The sequence below is a fragment of the Brevundimonas sp. UYEF29 genome (assembly GCF_040546195.1).
GTDB lineage: Bacteria > Pseudomonadota > Alphaproteobacteria > Caulobacterales > Caulobacteraceae > Brevundimonas > Brevundimonas huaxiensis.
In genome coordinates, this window is sequence record NZ_JBEPNH010000001.1 from 214755 (window position 1) to 232606 (window position 17852).

Genomic DNA, 17852 nt, shown 5'->3' on the forward strand with positions numbered 1-17852 from the left:
TAGGACGCCGGGTTAGGCCTTCTCGACAAAGCTGTCGATGACGCGCTTTTCACCGGCCTTTTCGAATTCGACCAGCAGTTTGTTGCCTTCGATGACGCGCACGTTCCCGTAGCCGAACTTCTGGTGGAAGACGCGTTCGCCCTTCTTCCATCCCGAGCTGGACTTGGGGTCGGCGGTGGCGATCAGCCGGCCGTCGCCTTCGATGACGGCCTTGCGCGCCGGGATCTTGGCTGGGGTCTGGGCGGCGGTGAAGGATTGGGCGCGTTTCCAGCCCGGGGAGGAATAGCCGCTGCCGAACGATGGCGCATCGTCCCAGCGGCTCTTGGCCTCCTTCATGCCGGTCGATGCGCCGTAGTAGCCGGTGTCGGATTGGGGATCGACGTGGGCGATGGGCAGTTCGTCGACGAAGCGGCTGGGCAGTTGGGAGGTCCAGCGTCCATAGACCAGCCGATTGGCGGCGAAGGAGATGCGGGCGTCCTGCTTGGCGCGGGTGACGCCGACGTAGGCCAGGCGACGTTCCTCCTCGAGGCCTTTTTCGCCCTTCTCATCGATGCTGCGCTGGCTGGGGAAGACGCCTTCCTCCCAGCCCGGAAGGAAGACCAGCGGGAACTCCAGCCCCTTGGCGCCGTGCAGGGTCATGATCTGCACCGCGCCGTCGCCGTTGGGATCGTCGCTGGTCGCGCGCTCCAGATCCATAACCAGAGAGACGTGCTCCAGATAGGCTTGAAGCGTCTCGAACTGCTGCATCGACTGGGTCAGTTCCTTCAGGTTCTCCAGGCGGGTCTGGCCGCTGGTGCGGTCGGCCTTCTGCATGTCGGTGTAGCCGCTCTCCTCCAGCACCGTCTCCATGACCTGCCAATGGGGCGTGGTCTCGGACAGTTGACGCCAGCGGTCGATGTCGCGCACGAAGTTGGACAGGGCGGTGCGGGTGCGGGCCTGAAGCTCGTCGGTGTTGATCAGCCCTCGCACGGCCGTCAGGGCTGACAGGTCGTGTTGGCGGGCCAGTTGCAGGATTTTCTGCACGCTGGTGTCGCCGATGCCGCGTTTGGGCACATTGACGATCCGCTCGAAGGCGAGGTCGTCGTCTTCCGACAGGATCAGGCGCAGATAGGCGTGGGCGTCGCGAATCTCGGCGCGCTCGAAGAAGCGCGGCCCGCCGATGACGGTGTAGGGGATGGCCAGCATGACCAGCCGTTCCTCGAAGGCGCGCATCTGGAACGAGGCGCGGACCAGAATGGCCATGTCCTTGTATTTCAGGCCCGGTTCGCCGGCGTGGGGACGCCGCGCGGTCTCGATCTCGTCGGCGATCAGCCTCGCTTCGGCCTCGCCGTCCCAGACGCCGCGCACGCGCACCTTGTCGCCGCTGTCGTCCTCGGTCCACAGGGTCTTGCCCAGCCGGTCGCGGTTGGCGGCGATCAGGCCGGACGCCGCGCCCAAAATATGACTGGTCGAGCGATAGTTCCGCTCCAGCTTGACGATCTTGGCGCCGGGGAAGTCCCGCTCGAAGCGCAGGATGTTGTCCACCTCGGCCCCGCGCCAGCCGTAGATCGATTGATCGTCGTCGCCGACGCAGCAGACATTGCCGGTCGAGGCCGTCAGCAGCCGCAGCCACAGATACTGGGCGACGTTGGTGTCCTGATATTCGTCCACCAGGATGTAGCGGAAGCGGCGGCGATATTCCTCAGCCAGGTCCGCATGCTGCGACAGGATGGTGATGTTGTGCAGCAGCAGATCGCCGAAGTCGCAGGCGTTCAGGCTGCGCAAGCGCGCCTGATAGGCGGCGTACAGGCCCTGACCTTTGCCGTTGGCGAAGTCCTCGCCCGGCGGCAGCTTGTCCGGCGTCCAGCCGCGGTTCTTCCAGTGATCGATCAGGCTGGAGAGCGACTTGGGCGTCCAGCGTTTGGTGTCGATGTTGGCCGCTTCCAGCAGCTGCTTCAGCACCCGTTCCTGGTCGTCGGTGTCCAGGATGGTGAAGCTGGATTTCAGACCGACCAGTTCGGCGTGGCGACGCAGGATCTGGGCGGCGATGGAGTGGAAGGTGCCGAGCCAGCGCAGGCCTTCGGCCGAGGGGCCGATCAGATGGGTGATGCGCTCGCGCATTTCGCGCGCGGCCTTGTTGGTGAAGGTGACAGCCAGCAGCTCCCACGGCTTGGCCCGGCCTGTCGCCAGAATGTGCGCCAGTCGTGTCGTCAGGACGCGCGTTTTTCCCGTGCCTGCGCCCGCCAACACAAGCACGGGGCCCTCGGTCGTCTCGACCGCCTCGCGCTGCTCTGGGTTCAGCCCTTTCAGATAATCGCGCGGCGCCTCGTCCTCGGCCGCACGAGCGCGCGCGAGGTCGGAAATGCGGGGGGCGGGAAGATCAGTCACAGGCGCAAAACTATCCGTCAGTCAGAATCGAACCGGAACATAAGGTGACCGCGCGACAAAGTCAGGGCCGCCCATGACGAAAGCTCGGAACCGTGCGGGCGAGGGTCGGTTCCTAGCTGCAATGCAGCACGACGATCACCAGCAAGGGCCGACGCGCCGCAAGCCGAACGGGCGGGCGGGCTGGATCGCCTTTGCCTTGGGCATGACCGCGATGTTCGCCATCATGGCGATCTGGGTGGCGGTCGTCGAAACGGGCGACGCCTCTTCAGATGAGGTGCAGTTGATCAGCCGATCGGAAGCTATAGACGACCAGGGCAGGCGCGGCCGCGACGACTAGCCGATCTTCGAGGCGCCGCTCACGTTTGACGTCCATGATCCGCCACCCAGTCCAGCGCCAATAGGCGACAGGCGGAGGCGAGGGGACGTCGGCCGCGACCGGCGTCAATTTCAGCCAGAAGCTGAGCCTTGCTGAGGCTGCGGGCAGCCGCGATCCGGTCCAGCACGGCCCAGAATTCCGGCTCCAGCGCCACCGAGGTGGCATGGCCGGCGAGCGCAACCGAGCGTTTGGTAAGGCTGCTCAACGCGCGGACTTCAGCACGATCTCGGCCGAGGCCGGCGCGCCGCTCGTCAGGATCGCGTGGCGCGTGTCTGTGACAAAGACCAGGGCGCCGGCCGCGTCGCGAATCTCGGCGCGCGCGGCATAGGTGTGGCGCGGATCGATCTGAGACGTGGGAAAGCCCAGGGTGACGCGATAGGGCGGGGCGCCGGTCAGCGACTCGCTGGTCTCGGCGATGATCTTGGCGGGCGCGTCGGCCAGACTGACATCCTCAACCCTGACAGTCAGAACATGGCCGGGCGGCAGCATGATCCGTTCACGATAGGTGGCCGTCACGTTTACGACCGTCGTTCCGGTCGTCATGTCCGGCGTGGCGGCGCAGGCCGCCAAGACCAGGGCTGCGGGCAGGATCAGGGGGGCGTTTCGCATGGCGATCTCCTTCGCGGCGCCCAGTGTGTCACAGTCAGGCGCAAGACGTGAGGGCGCGTGGCGCCAGAGCGTGTTATGCGGGCCGTCCACCGCCGGAGGTCAACCCTTGAGCCGCCCCTTTGCGATCGTCGCGATCGCCATCTGCGCCCTGATCTGGGGCACGACCTGGTACGCGATCACCCTGCAGCTGGGGCCGGTTGATTTCATCGTCTCCATCGTCTGGCGATTTGGTCTGGCGTCGGCGGTCCTGTTCGCCTTCTGCGCCGTGACGCGCCGGCCGCTGCGTCTGACGCGCAGCCAGCATCTGGCCGCCATCGGACAGGGCGCCTTTGTCTTCGCGGTCAGCTATGGCTTCGTCTATGCGGCTGAAGGGCAGGTGGCGTCGGCTGTGGTCGCGGTGATCTTCGCCGCCCTGGCCTTTGTGAACCTGATCCTGTTTCGGTTGCTGGGCGGACAGAAGGCGGCGCCGGCGGCGTGGATCGGTGCAGTTCTGGGCGTCATGGGCGTCGGGGTCTTGTCCTACGGCCAGATCACAGCGGCGGGCGCCGGCCTCAATCCGGGGCTGGGCGTCATCTTCGCCCTGACCGCTGTACTGGCTTCGGCGCTCGGCAACTGGTTCGCCTGGAGGGGACAGCAGGCGGGCGCGCCCGTCATGGCCGCCACCTCCTGGGCGATGGCCTATGGCACAGCGATGTTGGCGCTATATGGCATGGCGACCGGCGCGACGTGGCGGATCGAGCCGACGCCGGACTATGTTCTGTCGCTGCTCTATCTGTCGCTTTTCGGGTCGGTGATCGCGTTCGGGCTATATTTCACAATCGCGCGTCAACGCGGCTATGCCCTGGCCAGCTACATCTCGGCTTTGACGCCGCCCATCGCCATGCTGGTGTCGGTGCTGTTCGAGGGCGCGCGGTTCGGCTGGAGCGCCCTGATCGGACTGGCGCTTGTGCTGGCGGGGCAGGTCATGCTGATCCGCGCGCCTAAGGCCTGAGCCACGTCAGTCGTCGGATTTCGGCTCCAGCTTCTGACCGTCCAACTGCTTTTCGGCGCGATGACGCTCAAGAGCAGACAGGGTCTTCTCGGCCTTGGAGCGTCCGTGCGCCACGCGGTTGGCGGCGGCGAGCGCCTTGTCTTCGGCCTTGGCGCGGACCTTTCGCGCCCGGTTCAGATTGATGATCTCGCCCATGACTACGCCTTGGGCTCTTCGGCGGGGGGCGCATCGGCCGACGGTTTGGCCGAGGGCTCGGGCGTCAGCACAGCCGGCACTTCAGACTCCGAAATCGTCGTCTGGGGGATGAAGGGCTGGTCCGCCGGGCGCTCGCCCAGCCGTGTCCAGGCATCGGCGCCGCCTCCGCGCTGGCGACCCAGTTCGAACATGGCCGTCATGGTCTCCTGATCGAACTTCAGGCTGGAGGCGGCGACATTGTCTGGAATGGCCGACAGGGCCATGTCCAGCCCATTGCGCCGCGCGAACGCCGCCGTCACCGCCAAGTGGATGCGCAGCGACGACTTGCTCATGCTGTCATAGGTCCGCGCCAGGATCCCTGACAGACGGCCAGGCGTGACCCCGTCGTTGCGGCCGACCTGACCGTTGACGATGACATAGAGGGCGCCGACGCGGCCTTCGTCCTTTGGGCGGGTCCAGAGCATCAGGTCTTCAGGGATGGCCAGGAACGGCGTGTTGACGCCGCCGTCGACGTGCATTTCCAGAACCACCTTGTCGTCGTCCTGAAGCCCGGCGATCAGAACCGGGGGGAAGACGCCGGGAATGCTGGCCGAGGCGACCAGCACCTCCTTGAACAGCTCGCGGGCGTTCTCATCGCCTTGTGTCGCCAAGAGGCCCATGTCCCAGATGACGGTTTCCTCGCTGTCCAGATCGGTCGTCGCCACCAGCAGGCGTCTGCCCTTGGCGTGCTCGCGCGCGACGGCCTGCATCAGTTCAGGGGTCACGTTCTCGTCCACCAGATTGCGTAGGACCTGTGACGAGAACAGGCTCGGGTTCAGGAAGGCGGCGAAACTGCGCCAGCTCAGCAAATTGCTGGCGGCGCCGCTGGTATAGGCGTGCTGAAGTTCGTCGTCCCAATCCCTTCCAAGAAAGGCGAATGGCGCGGCAAGCGCCCCGGTACTGACGCCGGTGACGACGTCGAACGCGGGGCGATCGCCCTGTTCGGTCCAACCGACCAGCAGCCCGGCGCCGTAGGCTCCATTTGCGCCGCCGCCGGACAGCGCCAGGATCGAGGTTGGCTTGTCGGGCCGAAGCCGCTGACCGATTTCCTGCGTGAAGGCTTGCAAACGCGCGCTGTCGCTGGCGCGGATGCGAGGGTCTTCCGCCTTGACGAGCGTGCCGTCCGTAATCCGAAGAGGGCCGGTCGGGCGATCCAGTGTTCCACACGCCGACAAGGCCAAGGCCATGAGGACGCCCAACAGGCCTGATCCAATCCGCCGCATGTCTTGAGTTCCGGTTCCGTGTGACCGCCGGCTTTTACCGCGTCCTGGCCAATCCTGTCATCAAGGCGATGAACAAGCGTCGCCGTTTGAAACCGTCGCAGGCCGGGTGTGTTTTCAACGGCAGGACAAACCAAACTGCTGGAGATACACATGGTTGACGTTTCGCTCATCAAGGAACACCTCGAAGTCGTAGGCTCGGACGGCGGTCACGTGGGTCGGGTCGACCACGTCCTAGGCGACCAGATCGAACTGGCGAAGCTAGATTTCGCCGGCGGCTTCAAGCACCACATGATCCCGGTCAGCTGGGTCGAACGGGTTGACGACAAGCACGTCCATCTGAGCCTGACCCAAGACGACGCCAAGGCGCGCTGGACCGAGAAGCCGCACTAAGGCCGATCTGACGGTCAAAATAAAAAGGCCCCGCTGAGGAAGCGGGGCCTTTTCTTTGTTGTGTCATCAAGGATGGGATCAGCCCGGCGAGATCATCTTTTCCGGCCGCACGGCTTCATCGAATTCGGCGTCCGTCAGATAGCCGCCGCCGACAGCTTCTTCGCGCAACGTGGTGCCGTTCTTGTGTGCGGTCTTGGCGATCTTGGCGCACAGGTCATAACCCAGCTTGCCGTTCAGGGCGGTGACCAGCATCAGCGAGTTGTTCAGGCCGCGCGCGATATTGTCCTCGCGCGCCTCAATGCCGACGACGCAGTTGTCGGTGAAGCTGATGGCTGCGTCGGCGACCAGGCGCACCGACTGCAGGAAGTTGTAGGCCATTACGGGATTGTAGACGTTCAGCTCGAAATGGCCTTGCGAGCCGGCGAAGGTCAGGGCGGCGTTGTTGCCGAACACCTGGACGCAGACCTGCGTCAGCGCTTCGCATTGGGTCGGATTGACCTTGCCCGGCATGATCGACGAGCCCGGCTCGTTTTCCGGCAGCGCCAGTTCGCCCAGCCCTGAACGCGGACCGGAACCCAGGAATCGGATGTCGTTGGCGATTTTGAACAGGCTGGCGGCGACCGTGTTGATGGCGCCGTGGCTGAAGACCATGGCGTCGTGGGCGGCCAGGGCCTCGAACTTGTTCGGGGCCGTGGTGAAGGGCAGGCCGGTGATTTCGGCGATCTGGGCCGCAACCTTCTCGGCGAAGCCGATGGGCGCGTTCAGGCCGGTGCCGACGGCGGTGCCGCCTTGCGCCAGTTCCATCAGGGCCGGCAGCGTCAATTCGATGCGCTTGATGCCGTTCTCGACCTGCTGGGCGTAGCCGCCGAACTCCTGGCCCAGCGTCAGAGGCGTGGCGTCCTGGGTATGAGTGCGGCCGATCTTGATGATGTGGGCCCAGGCCTTGGCCTTGGCGTCCAGCGCGGCGTGCAGATGTTTCAACGCCGGGATCAGGTCATTGACCACCTGTTCGGCGCAGGCGACGTGCATGGCCGTGGGATAGGTGTCGTTGGACGACTGGCTCATGTTGACGTGGTCGTTCGGGTGGACGGGCTTTTTGGAGCCCATCTCGCCGCCCAGAATCTCGATCGCGCGGTTCGAGATCACCTCATTGGCGTTCATGTTGGACTGGGTGCCCGAACCCGTCTGCCAGACCACCAGCGGGAAGTGGTCGTTCAGCTTGCCTTCGATAACCTCATTGGCGGCCTTAATGATGGCGTCGGCCAAGGCCGGATCCAGCTTGCCCAGGTCACGATTGGTCTCGGCGGCCGCACGCTTGACGATGCCCAGGGCGCGCACGACCGGCAGGGGCTGCTTCTCCCAGCCGATCTTGAAGTTGCCCAGCGATCGCTGCGCCTGAGCGCCCCAGTAGCGGTCGGCGGCGACTTCGATCGGGCCGAAGGTGTCAGTCTCTGTCCGGACGTTGCTCATGCGCGTAAATCTCGTCTCTCAGGCGTGGCGATGGGTTGCGCGGCGGTGTAGCACGAGAGCCATGCAGGGCAAGAAGAGCGCGGATATGAGACGAGGGTTGATCGCCGTGGCGGCGCTGTCGGCGCTGGCGGGCTGCGCGACTGTTCAGCCTGAACCGACAATGCCACGCGTTGCGCTCGACACGACAGCCGGCACGATCGTGCTGGCGGTGAATGTAGCCTCTGCGCCGATCACGACATGCAACTTCATCAGTTACGTCGTGACGGGTGATTACGATGGGGGGACGTTCTTCAGAACCGTCAGCCGCGAAACCAATACCGCCAGCCGCTATCCCATCGATGTGATCCAGGCGGCGACCCCACGGGGCAGCGACGACGCCTCGCGACCGCCGATCACTCTTGAACGGACACGAGACACTGGCCTGCGCCACACGGCCGGCGCGGTGTCCATGGCGCGGGACGGACCGGACAGCGCCACATCGAGCTTCTTCATCGTCACACAAGATTCGCCGAGCCTGGACTTTGGCGGAGGGCGGAATCCTGACGGGCAGGGCTTCGCCGCATTCGGCGCTGTGGTCGAAGGGCTGGATGTCGCGCGCAGAATCCAGCGGATGCCCGCGAATTCGGAGGAGCTGCTTACGCCGCCTGTAGCGATCCGCTCCGCGCGCTTGCTGGATGCTGCGCCCGCCGTCTGCATAAAGTCGATGCGACCGTGATCGCTGGCTGGACCGGGACCGGCAAGGTCAGGGCGCGCGAGGATGGCGATGCGGTCGAGATCGTTATCGACGGCCTGACGACCCAGGCCAAATACTACAAGCCGCTGGTCTATGAGTTCATGCGCAAGGAATGGCGCGGAGCCAGACCATCATGGGGCGACCATGTCGTCGAAATCCGCATGGAGCATGTTGGCGAGCCGCCGTGGATGGACCTCGACAATCTGGCCAAGGCCTTACTCGATTCCATCAAGGGCTATCTGTTCCACGACGACGCACAGGTCGCGCGGCTCTTGGTCGAAAGACGCGAAGGTGAAAGAGAGCGGATCCTGATCCGCTCTTATCCGCGCCAGGACTGACGGCGGCTATTTCTTGCGGAACTGGTCCAGCGAAACGACCTTGGGGCCGTCCGAAATCGGCGGCATGTCCTGTGGCGGGGTCGGCTCATCTTCAACCTCGTCCAGAAGCTGCGGGTCTTCGAACTGCAGCAGGAATTGGACGCTGGGATCATAGAAGCGCGTGATCGCGGAATAGGGGATGACCAGGCTCTTGGGCATGCCGCCGAAGCGCAGCTTGACCGAGAAACGCTCAGGCTCGACGCGCAGGTCGTCGTACTGGTGTTGCAGAACTACCGTCATCTCTTCCGGATATTTAGCCAGAATGTCGGGAGCGACGCTGACGCCGACAGCGCGCGTCTTGAAGGTGATGTAGAAGTGGTGGGCGCCGGGCAGGCCCTCGGCCAGCACGCGTTCCAGCGCGGCGCGCATGACGCCGCGCAGGGCTTCCTGCGCCAGCTGTTCGTACCGCATCTCATCGACCGGAGGGGCCTGGTCGCTCATCGTCACCTCACATCAGAGCGCGACTGATAGCGGCGCGGGGCCGCAGACGAAAGGTGTCATGAAGGTAAAGCGCCGGGATTCTGTTGCCAGGCTCCCGACAGGCCCCGCCCAAGGATCTGAACCCCTAGGACTTAAGATTCGAAATCACTCGAACCGCATTACGCGGCGAGAGCGACTTCTCCAGCGAAGTTATCGTTCGCAGTTAGAAAATGGCCCGATACGGTGGGCCAGGACGAGCGAAAGCAATCCTCTTTACACGTCCGTCGATGCTAGTCGGCCCCATGCTGCCTCCGCCGATAACGCGGGGAGAAAGTTGGTGGAGCCGCCGGGAATCGCACCCGGGTCCGGTCCGCTTATTACAAGCGCGTTTATCGCCATAGTCCGGCCGAAGCCGGACCAGACGAATATAGGCGGTTTCCGCAGGATTAAAAGGCGGTGCCGTCAGCCGGCTCGGTTGCTCGGCAATTCCTCGCCGCGGCCTGGGCTCGTTCGGTCCATCATCTGGCGCGAGTTATCGCGCTGTTCTTGCCACTGCTGACGCGTCAGGCAGACCTTCTGAGGGCGGTTGGAGCCCACGACCCGCTCGCGTCGGCATACCATGCGGTTGTCCTCGTTTGCGGGCTCGGAGACGCTCGGCGCGGGTGCGGCGGGTGCCGGGGCCGTCTGCTGCGCTAACGAGAGCGACAGTATAAATCCAAACACGATCACACGACGTCTCCAACATGGTTCGCATTACGGCGTAGTGGTTTTTCCTCGCCGCCGCAAACCAGCGCAACTTCGTTGTCGGGATCAGCCGGCGCCTGATGTGGAATGGTCAGTTGTAGTCCGCAACCAACGCGGCGTCTGCTGTCGAAACCAGGTCAACTGACGTTTGGCATAATTTCTCGTCGCCTGTTTTAGAGCCGCGACGGCGTCGGTCCGCGTCATCTCGCCAGACAGCAGGGCGGCCAGTTCACGCACGCCTACCGCCTTGATGGCGGGCAGATTGTCGGGCAACCGGCGGGCGGTCAGGGTCTGCACTTCGTCCAGTGCGCCGTGTTCGAGCATCAGATCCACGCGGGCGTCGCAGTTGCGATAGAGGTGATGTCGGTCCGGTTCGATCACCATCCCTGTCCATGAGTCTGGCGCGAGCAGAGGGCGGGTGTCGGCCTGCCAGTCGCTGAGCGACCGGCCGCTGGCGACGAAGACGCTCATGGCGCGCACCAGCCGTTGCCGGTCGCCCTGTTCGATGGCAAGGGCCGCACGGGTGTCGGTCTCGGCCAAGCGAGCGCGAAAAGCTGTTTCGCCTAGGGCGGCAAACTCGGCTTCGACCGCGTCTCGGGTTGCGAGCGGGACAGGGGGAACGTCCGCCAATCCCCGCGTCAGCGACATGAAATACAGCCCGGTGCCGCCGACTAGGATCGCAGGACGATTTTCCGCGCGCAGTTCACCAAGGATATCCAACGCCGCGCGGCTCCAGCGTCCGACGGACCAGGCATCCGCCGCGTCGGCGACGCCATACAGTCGATGATCGGCCTGGGCTTCATCTTCAACCGACGGGCGGGCCGTCAGGATGCGCAGGTCGGCGTAAAGCTGTTGGCTGTCGGCGTTGATGATCACCGCGCCCGTTTCGCGCGCCATCTTCAGCGCGAGCGCCGACTTGCCCGACGCGGTCGGGCCGGCGATCAGGGTGATTGGGGGCGGCTTGGACAAATCGTGGCTCGCGGGAAGGGTTCGAGGGCGATAGAACGCGCGCATCATCGCCTGCAAGTCCCTTGGAGATCGCCTTGGTCGAACGCACCGCCGTCATCGCCGCCCTGGACGCCGTCATCGATCCGGTTTCCGGCCAGGGGCTGGTCGCCGCCGGTCTGGTTCAGGGATTGGTCGTGGCCGAGGATCGCGCGGGGTTTGCTCTGGAAGTCGATCGCAGCCAGGCGGCCGCCTACGCGCCGGTTCGTGACAAAGCGGAGGCTGCGCTGAAGGCCATTCCCGGCATGGCGCGCGTCTCGGTCATTCTGACCGCCGAGACCCAGCCTACTGCTGCGCCGCGCACGGCGGGCCTTTCCAAGGCGGCCGTTGATCAGGGCCGCGCCAAGGCGCCGGTCCCCACAGATCGTCCCCCCCATGTCCGCCGCGTCCTGGCCGTCGCCAGCGGCAAGGGCGGGGTCGGCAAGTCCACCGTCGCGGTGAACTTGGCCGCCGCACTTTCGGCGCGCGGGCTTTCGGTCGGCATTCTCGACGCCGATGTTTATGGGCCGTCGCTGCCGACGATGTTGGGCATCAGCGGCCAACCCGCCTACGAGGACGGCGCCATCGTGCCGCACGTCGCTCACGGGTTGAAGGCCATGTCGGTCGGCCTTTTGACCAAGATGGACGACGCCATGATCTGGCGCGGACCCATGGCGTCGCAGGCCATCACGCAGATGCTGACCCAGACGCGTTGGGGAACGGCGTATGCGCCGCTGGACGTGCTGGTGGTCGATCTGCCGCCGGGCACGGGCGATGTCCAGCTGACGCTGATCCAGAAGACGCCCCTGGATGGGGCGGTGATCGTTTCGACGCCGCAGGAAGTCGCTCTGGCCGATGCCCGGCGCGCCCACACCCTGTTCCAGCGCGTCAATGTCCCGACGTTTGGCCTGATCGAGAACATGAGCGGGCCAGTCTTTGGCGAAGGCGGGGGCAAGGCCGAGGCCGAGCGCCTGTCCATCCCATTCTTGGGCGCCTTGCCGCTGGACGCCGCCTTACGAGAGGGCGGCGATGCCGGACGACCGCCGGTCGCAACCGATCCACAGGGCGATATCGCCGACCGCTTCGCCGAAATCGCCGCGCGCGTGTCCTCTGCGCTCGGGCTATAGAAAAAGCCGCCGCAAGGGGTTTTCAAACGCAACCCTGTTCGCCACCTTGGGTGCTACAGATACCCAAGGAGATACGATGAGCCTCGACGCCCTGTTCAGCCCCTTCACGATCAAGGGGCTGGCCCTGCCCAACCGCATCGTCATGGCGCCCATGACGCGGTCCTTCTCGCCGAACGGCATCCCGAGCTCCGACGTCGCCGCCTATTATCGCCGTCGCGCCGAGGGCGGGGTGGGCCTGATCGTGACCGAGGGCACGGTCGTCGAGCGTCCGGCGGCGCGCAACGACGCCAATGTTCCAGTCTTCCACGGCGAAGCGCTGCCGGAATGGAAGTCGGTGGTGGAAGAGGTTCATGCCGCCGGCGGTCTGATCGCGCCACAGATCTGGCACGTGGGCTCGGCCCGCGGACGCGGCGATGACTGGGCGCCTCTGGGCAAGGTGGACAGTCCGTCGGGCATGACCATGCCGGGCAAGACCAGGCTGGAGCCGATGACGGAGGAGGACGTCGCCGACACAATCGCCGCCTTCGGCCGGTCGGCCCGCGCGGCTCGAGACCTCGGCTTCGACGCTGTCGAAATCCACGGCGCCCATGGCTATCTGATCGACCAATTCTTCTGGAGCGGCCTGAATGCGCGCGAGGACCGCTGGGGCGGACCGACCATCGCGGATCGCGCCCGTTTCGGCGCCGAGGTCGTGAAGGCGGTGCGTGAAGGCGTCGGCGACGACATCCCCGTCATCCTGCGCCTGTCGCAATGGAAGCTGCAGGATTACACGGCCCGCATCGCCGAGACGCCGGAACAGATGGTCGAGTGGTTGACGCCACTATCGGACGCCGGCGTCGATGTCTTCCACTGCTCGCAGCGGCGCTTCTGGGAGCCGGAGTTCGAAGGCTCGGACCTGAACTTCGCCGGCTGGACCAAGAAGCTGATGGGCAAGCCCACGATCACCGTCGGATCCGTGGGCCTGGACGGCGAGTTCATAGCGGCCTTCGGCGGCGAAGGTTCAAAGCCCGCTTCGCTGGACGGTCTTTTGCGCCGTCTGGAGAACGAGGAATTCGATCTGGTCGCCGTCGGCCGCGCGCTGCTGGCCGATCCTCAGTGGGTCGCCAAGATCCGCGACGGTCGCGAAGACGAGCTGCGCAACTTCGAGCGTTCGGACCTGATGACCCTGTCCTAATCGGGAAACGTCGAGCCGGTTACGCCGGCTCGACGATCACGCCCGTGCCGTAGCACAACACCTCGGTCACGCCCGGCATGATCTCCGTCGCATCATAGCGGACGGCCAGGATGGCGTTGGCGCCGTGGGCCTGGGCGTGTTTGACAAGTTCGTCATAGGCTTCCTGACGCCCGGCCTCAGCCAGCTTCACATAGGCGCCGACGCGGCCGCCCAGCATGGACTGAACCCCGCCGATGGCGTCGGATATGGCGTTGCGAGAGCGGACCGTGACGCCGCGCACCAGGCCGATGTGGCGCGTGACGCGAAAGCCGGGCAGGTCGTTGGTCGTGGTGACGTACATCTGTTTCTCCTAGCGGCGTTCCAGCACGCGAAAGGTGAAGGCGTGGTCGTCCTTCTCGCCCGCCGCGTGCGATTCCGACGATACCTCGACCCAGGCGGTTTCGTCGAATGACGGAAAGACAGTGTCGCCTTCGGGCGAGGCGTCCACTTCCGTGATGTAGAGGCGTTTGGCGCGGGGCAGGGCGACCTCAAACAGGGCTGTGCCGCCGATGATGCAGATCTCCTCGACGCCATCGTCCTCGGCGGTTTCGCGTCCGATCTCGATGGCCTCGTCCAGAGTGGCGCAGACCAGCGCGCCTTTGGCCATGCCGTCGGCTTCGTAGGACTCGTCACGCGTCAGTACGATGTTCAACCGACCCGGCAGAGGCTTCAACGGCAGGCTCTCCCAGGTCTTGCGACCCATAAGGCAGGGCTTGCCCACGGTGATGGCCTTGAACCTCTGCAAGTCGCTGCGGAGCCGCCAGGGCAGGTCGCCGTCGCGGCCAATGACGCCGTTACGTCCACGCGCGACGACCAATGCGATCAGAGGAACGGTCATGCTTTCGGCTCCAGCCACTTCAGCCATTTGCGCTGCATGGCTTGCTCAAGATCTATGTCCGCCCGCGCGCAGTAGATCAGCAGCATCCCCAGCACATCCGCCGCTTCGTCACCCAGCGCCTGGCTGTCGGGCGCGCCTCGTGCTCGGCCGGTCAGACGCAGATGCTCGGCGGTCAGTTCGCCAAGCTCTTCCTGAAGCTTGAGCAAGGCCCAGTCGCGGTCGCGTTCGATATCGTGTTCGGCGGCATAGATGTCGGAGATGCGAAGCACCGACGCGGTCAGATGGCGCAAATCCATCTGTTCAGCGACGCTCGACGCTGACGCCGTCCGCCGCGAAGGCCTGAAGGCGCGACCGGGCGTCGGCGTCGTTCAGCGTATAGGCGTCGAGGAAATCCTCAGTCGCCCGGATGACCTGATCAAACTGCTCGCCTTGCGCCGTCCCCGGCAGCTGGTGGTCAGCGCCCGCGAAGATCATGAGAGTTTTGTCGCCGGCCGGGCTGTTGTCGAACGGCGCGCGATGATCGCGCCAATCGCTGACGAAGCCAGGCACCAGATCTTGATCGCCGGTGATCACCAACAGCGGACGGTCAAGCGTGCGGTAGCTGTCGGAGGTGACGAGGCCGGGGATCGAGCCGGCCGAGGAAAAGGCGATCACGCCTTTCACCGCCGGGTCGCCTGCTGGCCCGGCAGCCGTAACGGCGCCGCCCTCGATCACGGACATCAGAGAGCCAAACGAATGCCCCGCCACGATCAGCGGTTTGCCCGAATGCGCATGGGCGGCGATGCCGCGTGCGACGCCCAGGTCGATCAGCCTGGTCGAGAAGGCGGCGCGATTGTCGTATTTCTCATGTTCCGGATGACGCAGGGAATCGACGTGAAGCGGTGCGATTACCGTGAAACCATGCGCCGCCCAGGCCGACAGAATGCGAGCATAGGCCGTCGGCGAACCGTTATAGCCGTGGCTGAACACCACCACGCCGCGTTCGATCGGAGCGGTCCAGATGCTGATCGGTATGGCCCGACCGTCCGGCGCCGGCACCCTGATTTGTACCGGTGTGATCTCGGCGGCTTCAACGGCGGATGAGATCGGCTGAGCGATGGCCGACGCTGCCGGTGCTGCGAGCAGAATGAGACCAAGAGAGAAAGCGCGGATCATCGTGAATGACCTTAAACGGCGACGGCGGCCTTGATGTGCGGCCAGGCCTCGTAGCCTTCGAGGGTGAAATCCGAGAGGTCGAAGGCGAATAGGTCGGTCTTGGGCGCGATCTGCATGACGGGCAGGGGCAGGGGCTCGCGAGTCAGCTGAAGTTCGGCCTGTTCGAGATGGTTCAGATACAGGTGGGCGTCGCCGAAGGTGTGGACGAAGTCGCCCGGCTCCAGACCCACGACCTGGGCCAACATCATCGTCAGCAGGGCGTAGGAGGCGATGTTGAAGGGCACGCCTAGGAAGACGTCGGCGCTGCGCTGATACAGCTGGCAGCTGAGCTTTCCGTCGGCGACGAAGAACTGGAACAGGCAGTGGCAGGGCGGCAGGGCCATGTCGTCGACATCGGCCGGGTTCCAGGCGGTGACGATGTGGCGGCGGCTGTTGGGATTGGTCTTCAGCCCATGAACCAGTTTCTCGATCTGGTCGATGACGCGGCCGTCCGGCGCGGTCCAGGACCGCCATTGCTTGCCATAGACCGGACCCAACTCGCCCTCGGCGTCGGCCCATTCGTCCCAGATGCGAACGCCATTGTCCTTCAGATAGGCGATGTTGGTCTCGCCACGCAGGAACCACAGCAGTTCGACGATGATCGACCGCAGATGCAGCTTCTTGGTCGTCAGGACCGGGAAACCCTTGGACAGATCGAACCGCATCTGGCGGCCGAAGACCCCCAGGGTGCCGGTGCCGGTGCGATCGTCGCGGCGGACCCCATTTTCGAGGATGTCGCGCAGCAGGTTCAGATACTGCCGCTCGGGATGATCGGCCGGCGCGGTTAGCGTCTCGGTCAGGTTCGGTGACCTTAAGTCCGATCCAGTAGCAAAGTGCCCGCTGCCGTCCATCATCGAGTCCCCAACCTCGGCCAAGGCCGCGCTGAGTCACTTAAGAAGTTCCTAACTAAGGGGTCGCGTCTTGAATTTCATGAAGACGCTTGGAGCTCGAGATACTTGTGGGCGAATCAGCCGCCGAAGCCGCCTTCGTCGAGGAAGGTCTGTTCTTCAGGCGTCGTCCGGCGGCCCAGCGCGGTGTTTCGGTGCGGGAAGCGGCCAAAGCGGACGATGATGTCGCGGTGGAGCTTGCCCCACTTCTCCAACTCCTCGTCGCCCGCGACCAAGGCCATGTAGCGGTCCTGATCCTCGATCCGTTCGGAATGTTCGAAGGGCAGCAGCAGGAAGTTCTTAAGCGCCGGCTCGACCGCCAGATGCAGATCGCGGGCTACGGCTTGGTTTGCAAACATCAGGGCGAGCGGGTCGGTGGCGAACTGATGCGCCGTGCCGCGAAAACTGTTTCGGGGATACTGGTCCAGCAGAATCAGCAGCGCCAGGGCGCCCTCGGCCGTGTCCATCCAACCGTCCAGTTCGCGGCGCGCGGCGGCCCAGTGCAGGGCGTGGCCTCGGTCGCGGAAGTCGGCGTCGAACGCCTCGTCCTTGGCGAACCACTTTTCGGGCCCAGCCCCTTTCCAGAAGGCGACGACGTCGGATGGGGTTATGAAGGCGGTCATGACCCAGACCCTACCCAATCCGCTTCCCGTCTTCCATGACCGCGACTGCGACCTTTCGATCATTCGCGGCAAGCGCGTAGCCATGATCGGTTACGGCAGCCAGGGCCGGACCCATGCGCTGAATCTGCGCGATTCGGGCGTGACCGACATCGTGGTGGGTCTGAAGGCCGACTCCAGAACACGCGACCTGGCGCGCGCCGACGGGTTTGAGGTGATGACGGCCGGGCAGGCTGCGTCGGGCGCGGACGTGGTCGCCGTCATGACGTCAGACGAGGCGCACCGCGATCTGTGGCGCGACGAACTGGAGCCGAACGTGCGGCCGGGCGCGGCCCTGGTCTTCGCCCACGGCCTGTCGGTGCGATTCGGCCTGGTCGAACCGCGCGCGGATCTGGACGTCATCCTGGCCTCGCCAAAGGGGATCGGGCCGCGCATCCGCGATCTGTACGAAGCCGGGGAGGGGGTCTTCTGTCTGTTTGGGGTGCAGCAGGACACGACGGGCGGCGCGCATGCCCTGGGCCTCTCTTATGCGGCGGCCCTGGGCTGCGGGCGCAAGGGCATTCTGCAAACCACGATGCGCGACGAGTGCGAGAGCGACCTGTTCGGCGAACAGGTGGTGCTGTGCGGCGGGATCGCCGAGCTGATCGATTCCGCCTTCATGAAGCTGGTCGACGCCGGCTATCCGCCCGAGGTGGCGTGGTTCGAATGTTTTTACGAGACCAAGCTGGTGACCGACCTGATGTACGAGCGCGGCATCGCCGGCGCCTTCGCCAAGATTTCGAACACGGCGGAATACGGCGCCTATCTGACCGGACCGCGCGTCATCGGAGCCGAGTCTCGCCAGGCGATGGATCAGGTGTTGGCCGATGTTCAGGGCGGGGCGTTCGTGCGGCGGCTGATGGCCGATTATGACGCGGGCTCGCCCGACCTGACCGCGCGCCGAAAGGCGCTGGGCTCAAGAACCATCGAGTCGGTTGGAGCGCATCTGAATGCGGTGGCGCGCCAGGCGATGGAGAGCGCGGCGAACGACGACTGACGCGGTTCTGGCAGCGGGC

The 17852-nt window shown here is 65.0% G+C and carries 22 protein-coding genes and 1 other RNA gene; 8 read left to right on the forward strand and 15 right to left on the reverse strand.

From position 1 onward, the window contains the following. Positions 1–12 precede the first annotated feature (12 nt). Complete coding sequence (locus ABIB58_RS01130; RefSeq protein ID WP_354038688.1) at positions 13–2367, reverse strand: ATP-dependent helicase; 2355 nt, start codon at positions 2365–2367, stop codon at positions 13–15. A 73-nt stretch (positions 2368–2440) separates the two neighbouring features. Between ABIB58_RS01130 and ABIB58_RS01135 the strand changes: the two genes are divergently transcribed. Further along, positions 2441–2704 carry a hypothetical protein gene (locus ABIB58_RS01135; RefSeq protein ID WP_156146784.1) on the forward strand — a complete coding sequence of 88 codons (264 nt, stop codon included), beginning with the start codon at positions 2441–2443 and terminating at the stop codon, positions 2702–2704. A 19-nt stretch (positions 2705–2723) separates the two neighbouring features. On the opposite strand, the gene ABIB58_RS01140 is transcribed toward ABIB58_RS01135, so the two are convergent. Beyond that, on the reverse strand, positions 2724–2948 hold the full coding sequence (locus ABIB58_RS01140; RefSeq protein WP_039243685.1) for a ribbon-helix-helix domain-containing protein: 225 nt from the start codon (positions 2946–2948) through the stop codon (positions 2724–2726). Beyond that, positions 2945–3352, reverse strand: coding sequence for a YbaY family lipoprotein (locus ABIB58_RS01145; protein ID WP_052689528.1), 408 nt, complete (start codon positions 3350–3352; stop codon positions 2945–2947). Before ABIB58_RS01145 ends, ABIB58_RS01140 begins: the two co-directional genes overlap by 4 nt. Before the next feature lie 106 nt (positions 3353–3458). On the opposite strand from ABIB58_RS01145, the gene ABIB58_RS01150 reads away from it, so the two are divergent. After that, positions 3459–4343, forward strand: a complete 885-nt coding sequence (locus ABIB58_RS01150) for a DMT family transporter (protein WP_045810794.1) — start codon at positions 3459–3461, stop codon at positions 4341–4343. A gap of 6 nt (positions 4344–4349) precedes the next feature. Here the strand turns inward: ABIB58_RS01150 and ABIB58_RS01155 are convergent, their stop codons facing one another. After that, the gene (locus tag ABIB58_RS01155) at positions 4350–4538 is read right to left on the reverse strand and encodes a DUF4169 family protein (RefSeq protein WP_045810795.1); all 189 of its coding nucleotides are present in this window, start codon (positions 4536–4538) and stop codon (positions 4350–4352) included. Between the two features lie 2 nt (positions 4539–4540). Beyond that, on the reverse strand, positions 4541–5800 hold the full coding sequence (locus ABIB58_RS01160) for a patatin-like phospholipase family protein (protein ID WP_045810796.1): 1260 nt from the start codon (positions 5798–5800) through the stop codon (positions 4541–4543). A 150-nt stretch (positions 5801–5950) separates the two neighbouring features. Between ABIB58_RS01160 and ABIB58_RS01165 the strand changes: the two genes are divergently transcribed. After that, positions 5951–6190, forward strand: a complete 240-nt coding sequence (locus ABIB58_RS01165) for a DUF2171 domain-containing protein (protein WP_039243689.1) — start codon at positions 5951–5953, stop codon at positions 6188–6190. 78 nt (positions 6191–6268) lie between these two features. Here the strand turns inward: ABIB58_RS01165 and fumC are convergent, their stop codons facing one another. Beyond that, positions 6269–7660 carry a class II fumarate hydratase gene (gene fumC, locus ABIB58_RS01170; RefSeq protein ID WP_045810797.1) on the reverse strand — a complete coding sequence of 464 codons (1392 nt, stop codon included), beginning with the start codon at positions 7658–7660 and terminating at the stop codon, positions 6269–6271. Positions 7661–7721: 61 nt separating this feature from the next. Here fumC and ABIB58_RS01175 point away from each other — a divergent pair, with 61 nt between their 5' ends. Together ABIB58_RS01175 and ABIB58_RS01180 are read left to right on the forward strand one after the other, a co-directional pair. After that, positions 7722–8375 carry a peptidylprolyl isomerase gene (locus ABIB58_RS01175; protein ID WP_197071025.1) on the forward strand — a complete coding sequence of 218 codons (654 nt, stop codon included), beginning with the start codon at positions 7722–7724 and terminating at the stop codon, positions 8373–8375. Next, on the forward strand, positions 8351–8731 hold the full coding sequence (locus ABIB58_RS01180; RefSeq protein WP_231576629.1) for a RusA family crossover junction endodeoxyribonuclease: 381 nt from the start codon (positions 8351–8353) through the stop codon (positions 8729–8731). The genes ABIB58_RS01175 and ABIB58_RS01180 overlap by 25 nt, the downstream gene beginning before the upstream one ends. Before the next feature lie 6 nt (positions 8732–8737). Here ABIB58_RS01180 and ABIB58_RS01185 read toward each other — a convergent pair whose 3' ends face one another. The 3 genes from ABIB58_RS01185 to miaA all read right to left on the reverse strand — a co-directional run bounded on the left by ABIB58_RS01185 (position 8738) and on the right by miaA (position 10903). Further along, positions 8738–9211, reverse strand: a complete 474-nt coding sequence (locus tag ABIB58_RS01185; protein WP_017504863.1) for an SspB family protein — start codon at positions 9209–9211, stop codon at positions 8738–8740. Between the two features lie 68 nt (positions 9212–9279). Beyond that, positions 9280–9646: a transfer-messenger RNA gene (gene ssrA, locus ABIB58_RS01190) on the reverse strand. Between the two features lie 354 nt (positions 9647–10000). Continuing rightward, positions 10001–10903, reverse strand: coding sequence for a tRNA (adenosine(37)-N6)-dimethylallyltransferase MiaA (gene miaA, locus ABIB58_RS01195; protein WP_045810873.1), 903 nt, complete (start codon positions 10901–10903; stop codon positions 10001–10003). Positions 10904–10977: 74 nt separating this feature from the next. Between miaA and ABIB58_RS01200 the strand changes: the two genes are divergently transcribed. Further along, positions 10978–12045 carry an Mrp/NBP35 family ATP-binding protein gene (locus tag ABIB58_RS01200; protein WP_045810874.1) on the forward strand — a complete coding sequence of 356 codons (1068 nt, stop codon included), beginning with the start codon at positions 10978–10980 and terminating at the stop codon, positions 12043–12045. 76 nt (positions 12046–12121) lie between these two features. Continuing rightward, positions 12122–13219, forward strand: a complete 1098-nt coding sequence (locus ABIB58_RS01205) for an NADH:flavin oxidoreductase (RefSeq protein ID WP_045810799.1) — start codon at positions 12122–12124, stop codon at positions 13217–13219. A 19-nt stretch (positions 13220–13238) separates the two neighbouring features. On the opposite strand, the gene ABIB58_RS01210 is transcribed toward ABIB58_RS01205, so the two are convergent. The 6 genes from ABIB58_RS01210 to ABIB58_RS01235 all read right to left on the reverse strand — a co-directional run bounded on the left by ABIB58_RS01210 (position 13239) and on the right by ABIB58_RS01235 (position 16800). Then, positions 13239–13559: a YbjQ family protein gene (locus ABIB58_RS01210; RefSeq protein ID WP_039243695.1), complete on the reverse strand. Its 321-nt coding sequence runs from the start codon at positions 13557–13559 to the stop codon at positions 13239–13241. 9 nt (positions 13560–13568) lie between these two features. Continuing rightward, the gene (locus ABIB58_RS01215; RefSeq protein WP_045810800.1) at positions 13569–14096 is read right to left on the reverse strand and encodes a dihydrofolate reductase; all 528 of its coding nucleotides are present in this window, start codon (positions 14094–14096) and stop codon (positions 13569–13571) included. Then, the gene (locus tag ABIB58_RS01220) at positions 14093–14392 is read right to left on the reverse strand and encodes a nucleoside triphosphate pyrophosphohydrolase family protein (protein ID WP_045810801.1); all 300 of its coding nucleotides are present in this window, start codon (positions 14390–14392) and stop codon (positions 14093–14095) included. Before ABIB58_RS01220 ends, ABIB58_RS01215 begins: the two co-directional genes overlap by 4 nt. Positions 14393–14396: 4 nt before the next feature. Further along, positions 14397–15251: an alpha/beta hydrolase family protein gene (locus ABIB58_RS01225; protein ID WP_045810802.1), complete on the reverse strand. Its 855-nt coding sequence runs from the start codon at positions 15249–15251 to the stop codon at positions 14397–14399. Positions 15252–15262: 11 nt separating this feature from the next. Further along, on the reverse strand, positions 15263–16141 hold the full coding sequence (locus ABIB58_RS01230) for a thymidylate synthase (RefSeq protein WP_369796279.1): 879 nt from the start codon (positions 16139–16141) through the stop codon (positions 15263–15265). 116 nt (positions 16142–16257) lie between these two features. Next, positions 16258–16800, reverse strand: a complete 543-nt coding sequence (locus ABIB58_RS01235; RefSeq protein WP_045810803.1) for a DUF924 family protein — start codon at positions 16798–16800, stop codon at positions 16258–16260. Between ABIB58_RS01235 and ilvC the strand changes: the two genes are divergently transcribed. Then, positions 16799–17833 (forward strand): ketol-acid reductoisomerase, encoded by a 1035-nt coding sequence (gene ilvC, locus ABIB58_RS01240; RefSeq protein WP_045810804.1) that lies wholly within the window; start codon positions 16799–16801, stop codon positions 17831–17833. The two genes, ABIB58_RS01235 and ilvC, sit on opposite strands and share 2 nt — an antisense overlap. The last annotated feature ends 19 nt before the right edge of the window (positions 17834–17852 follow it).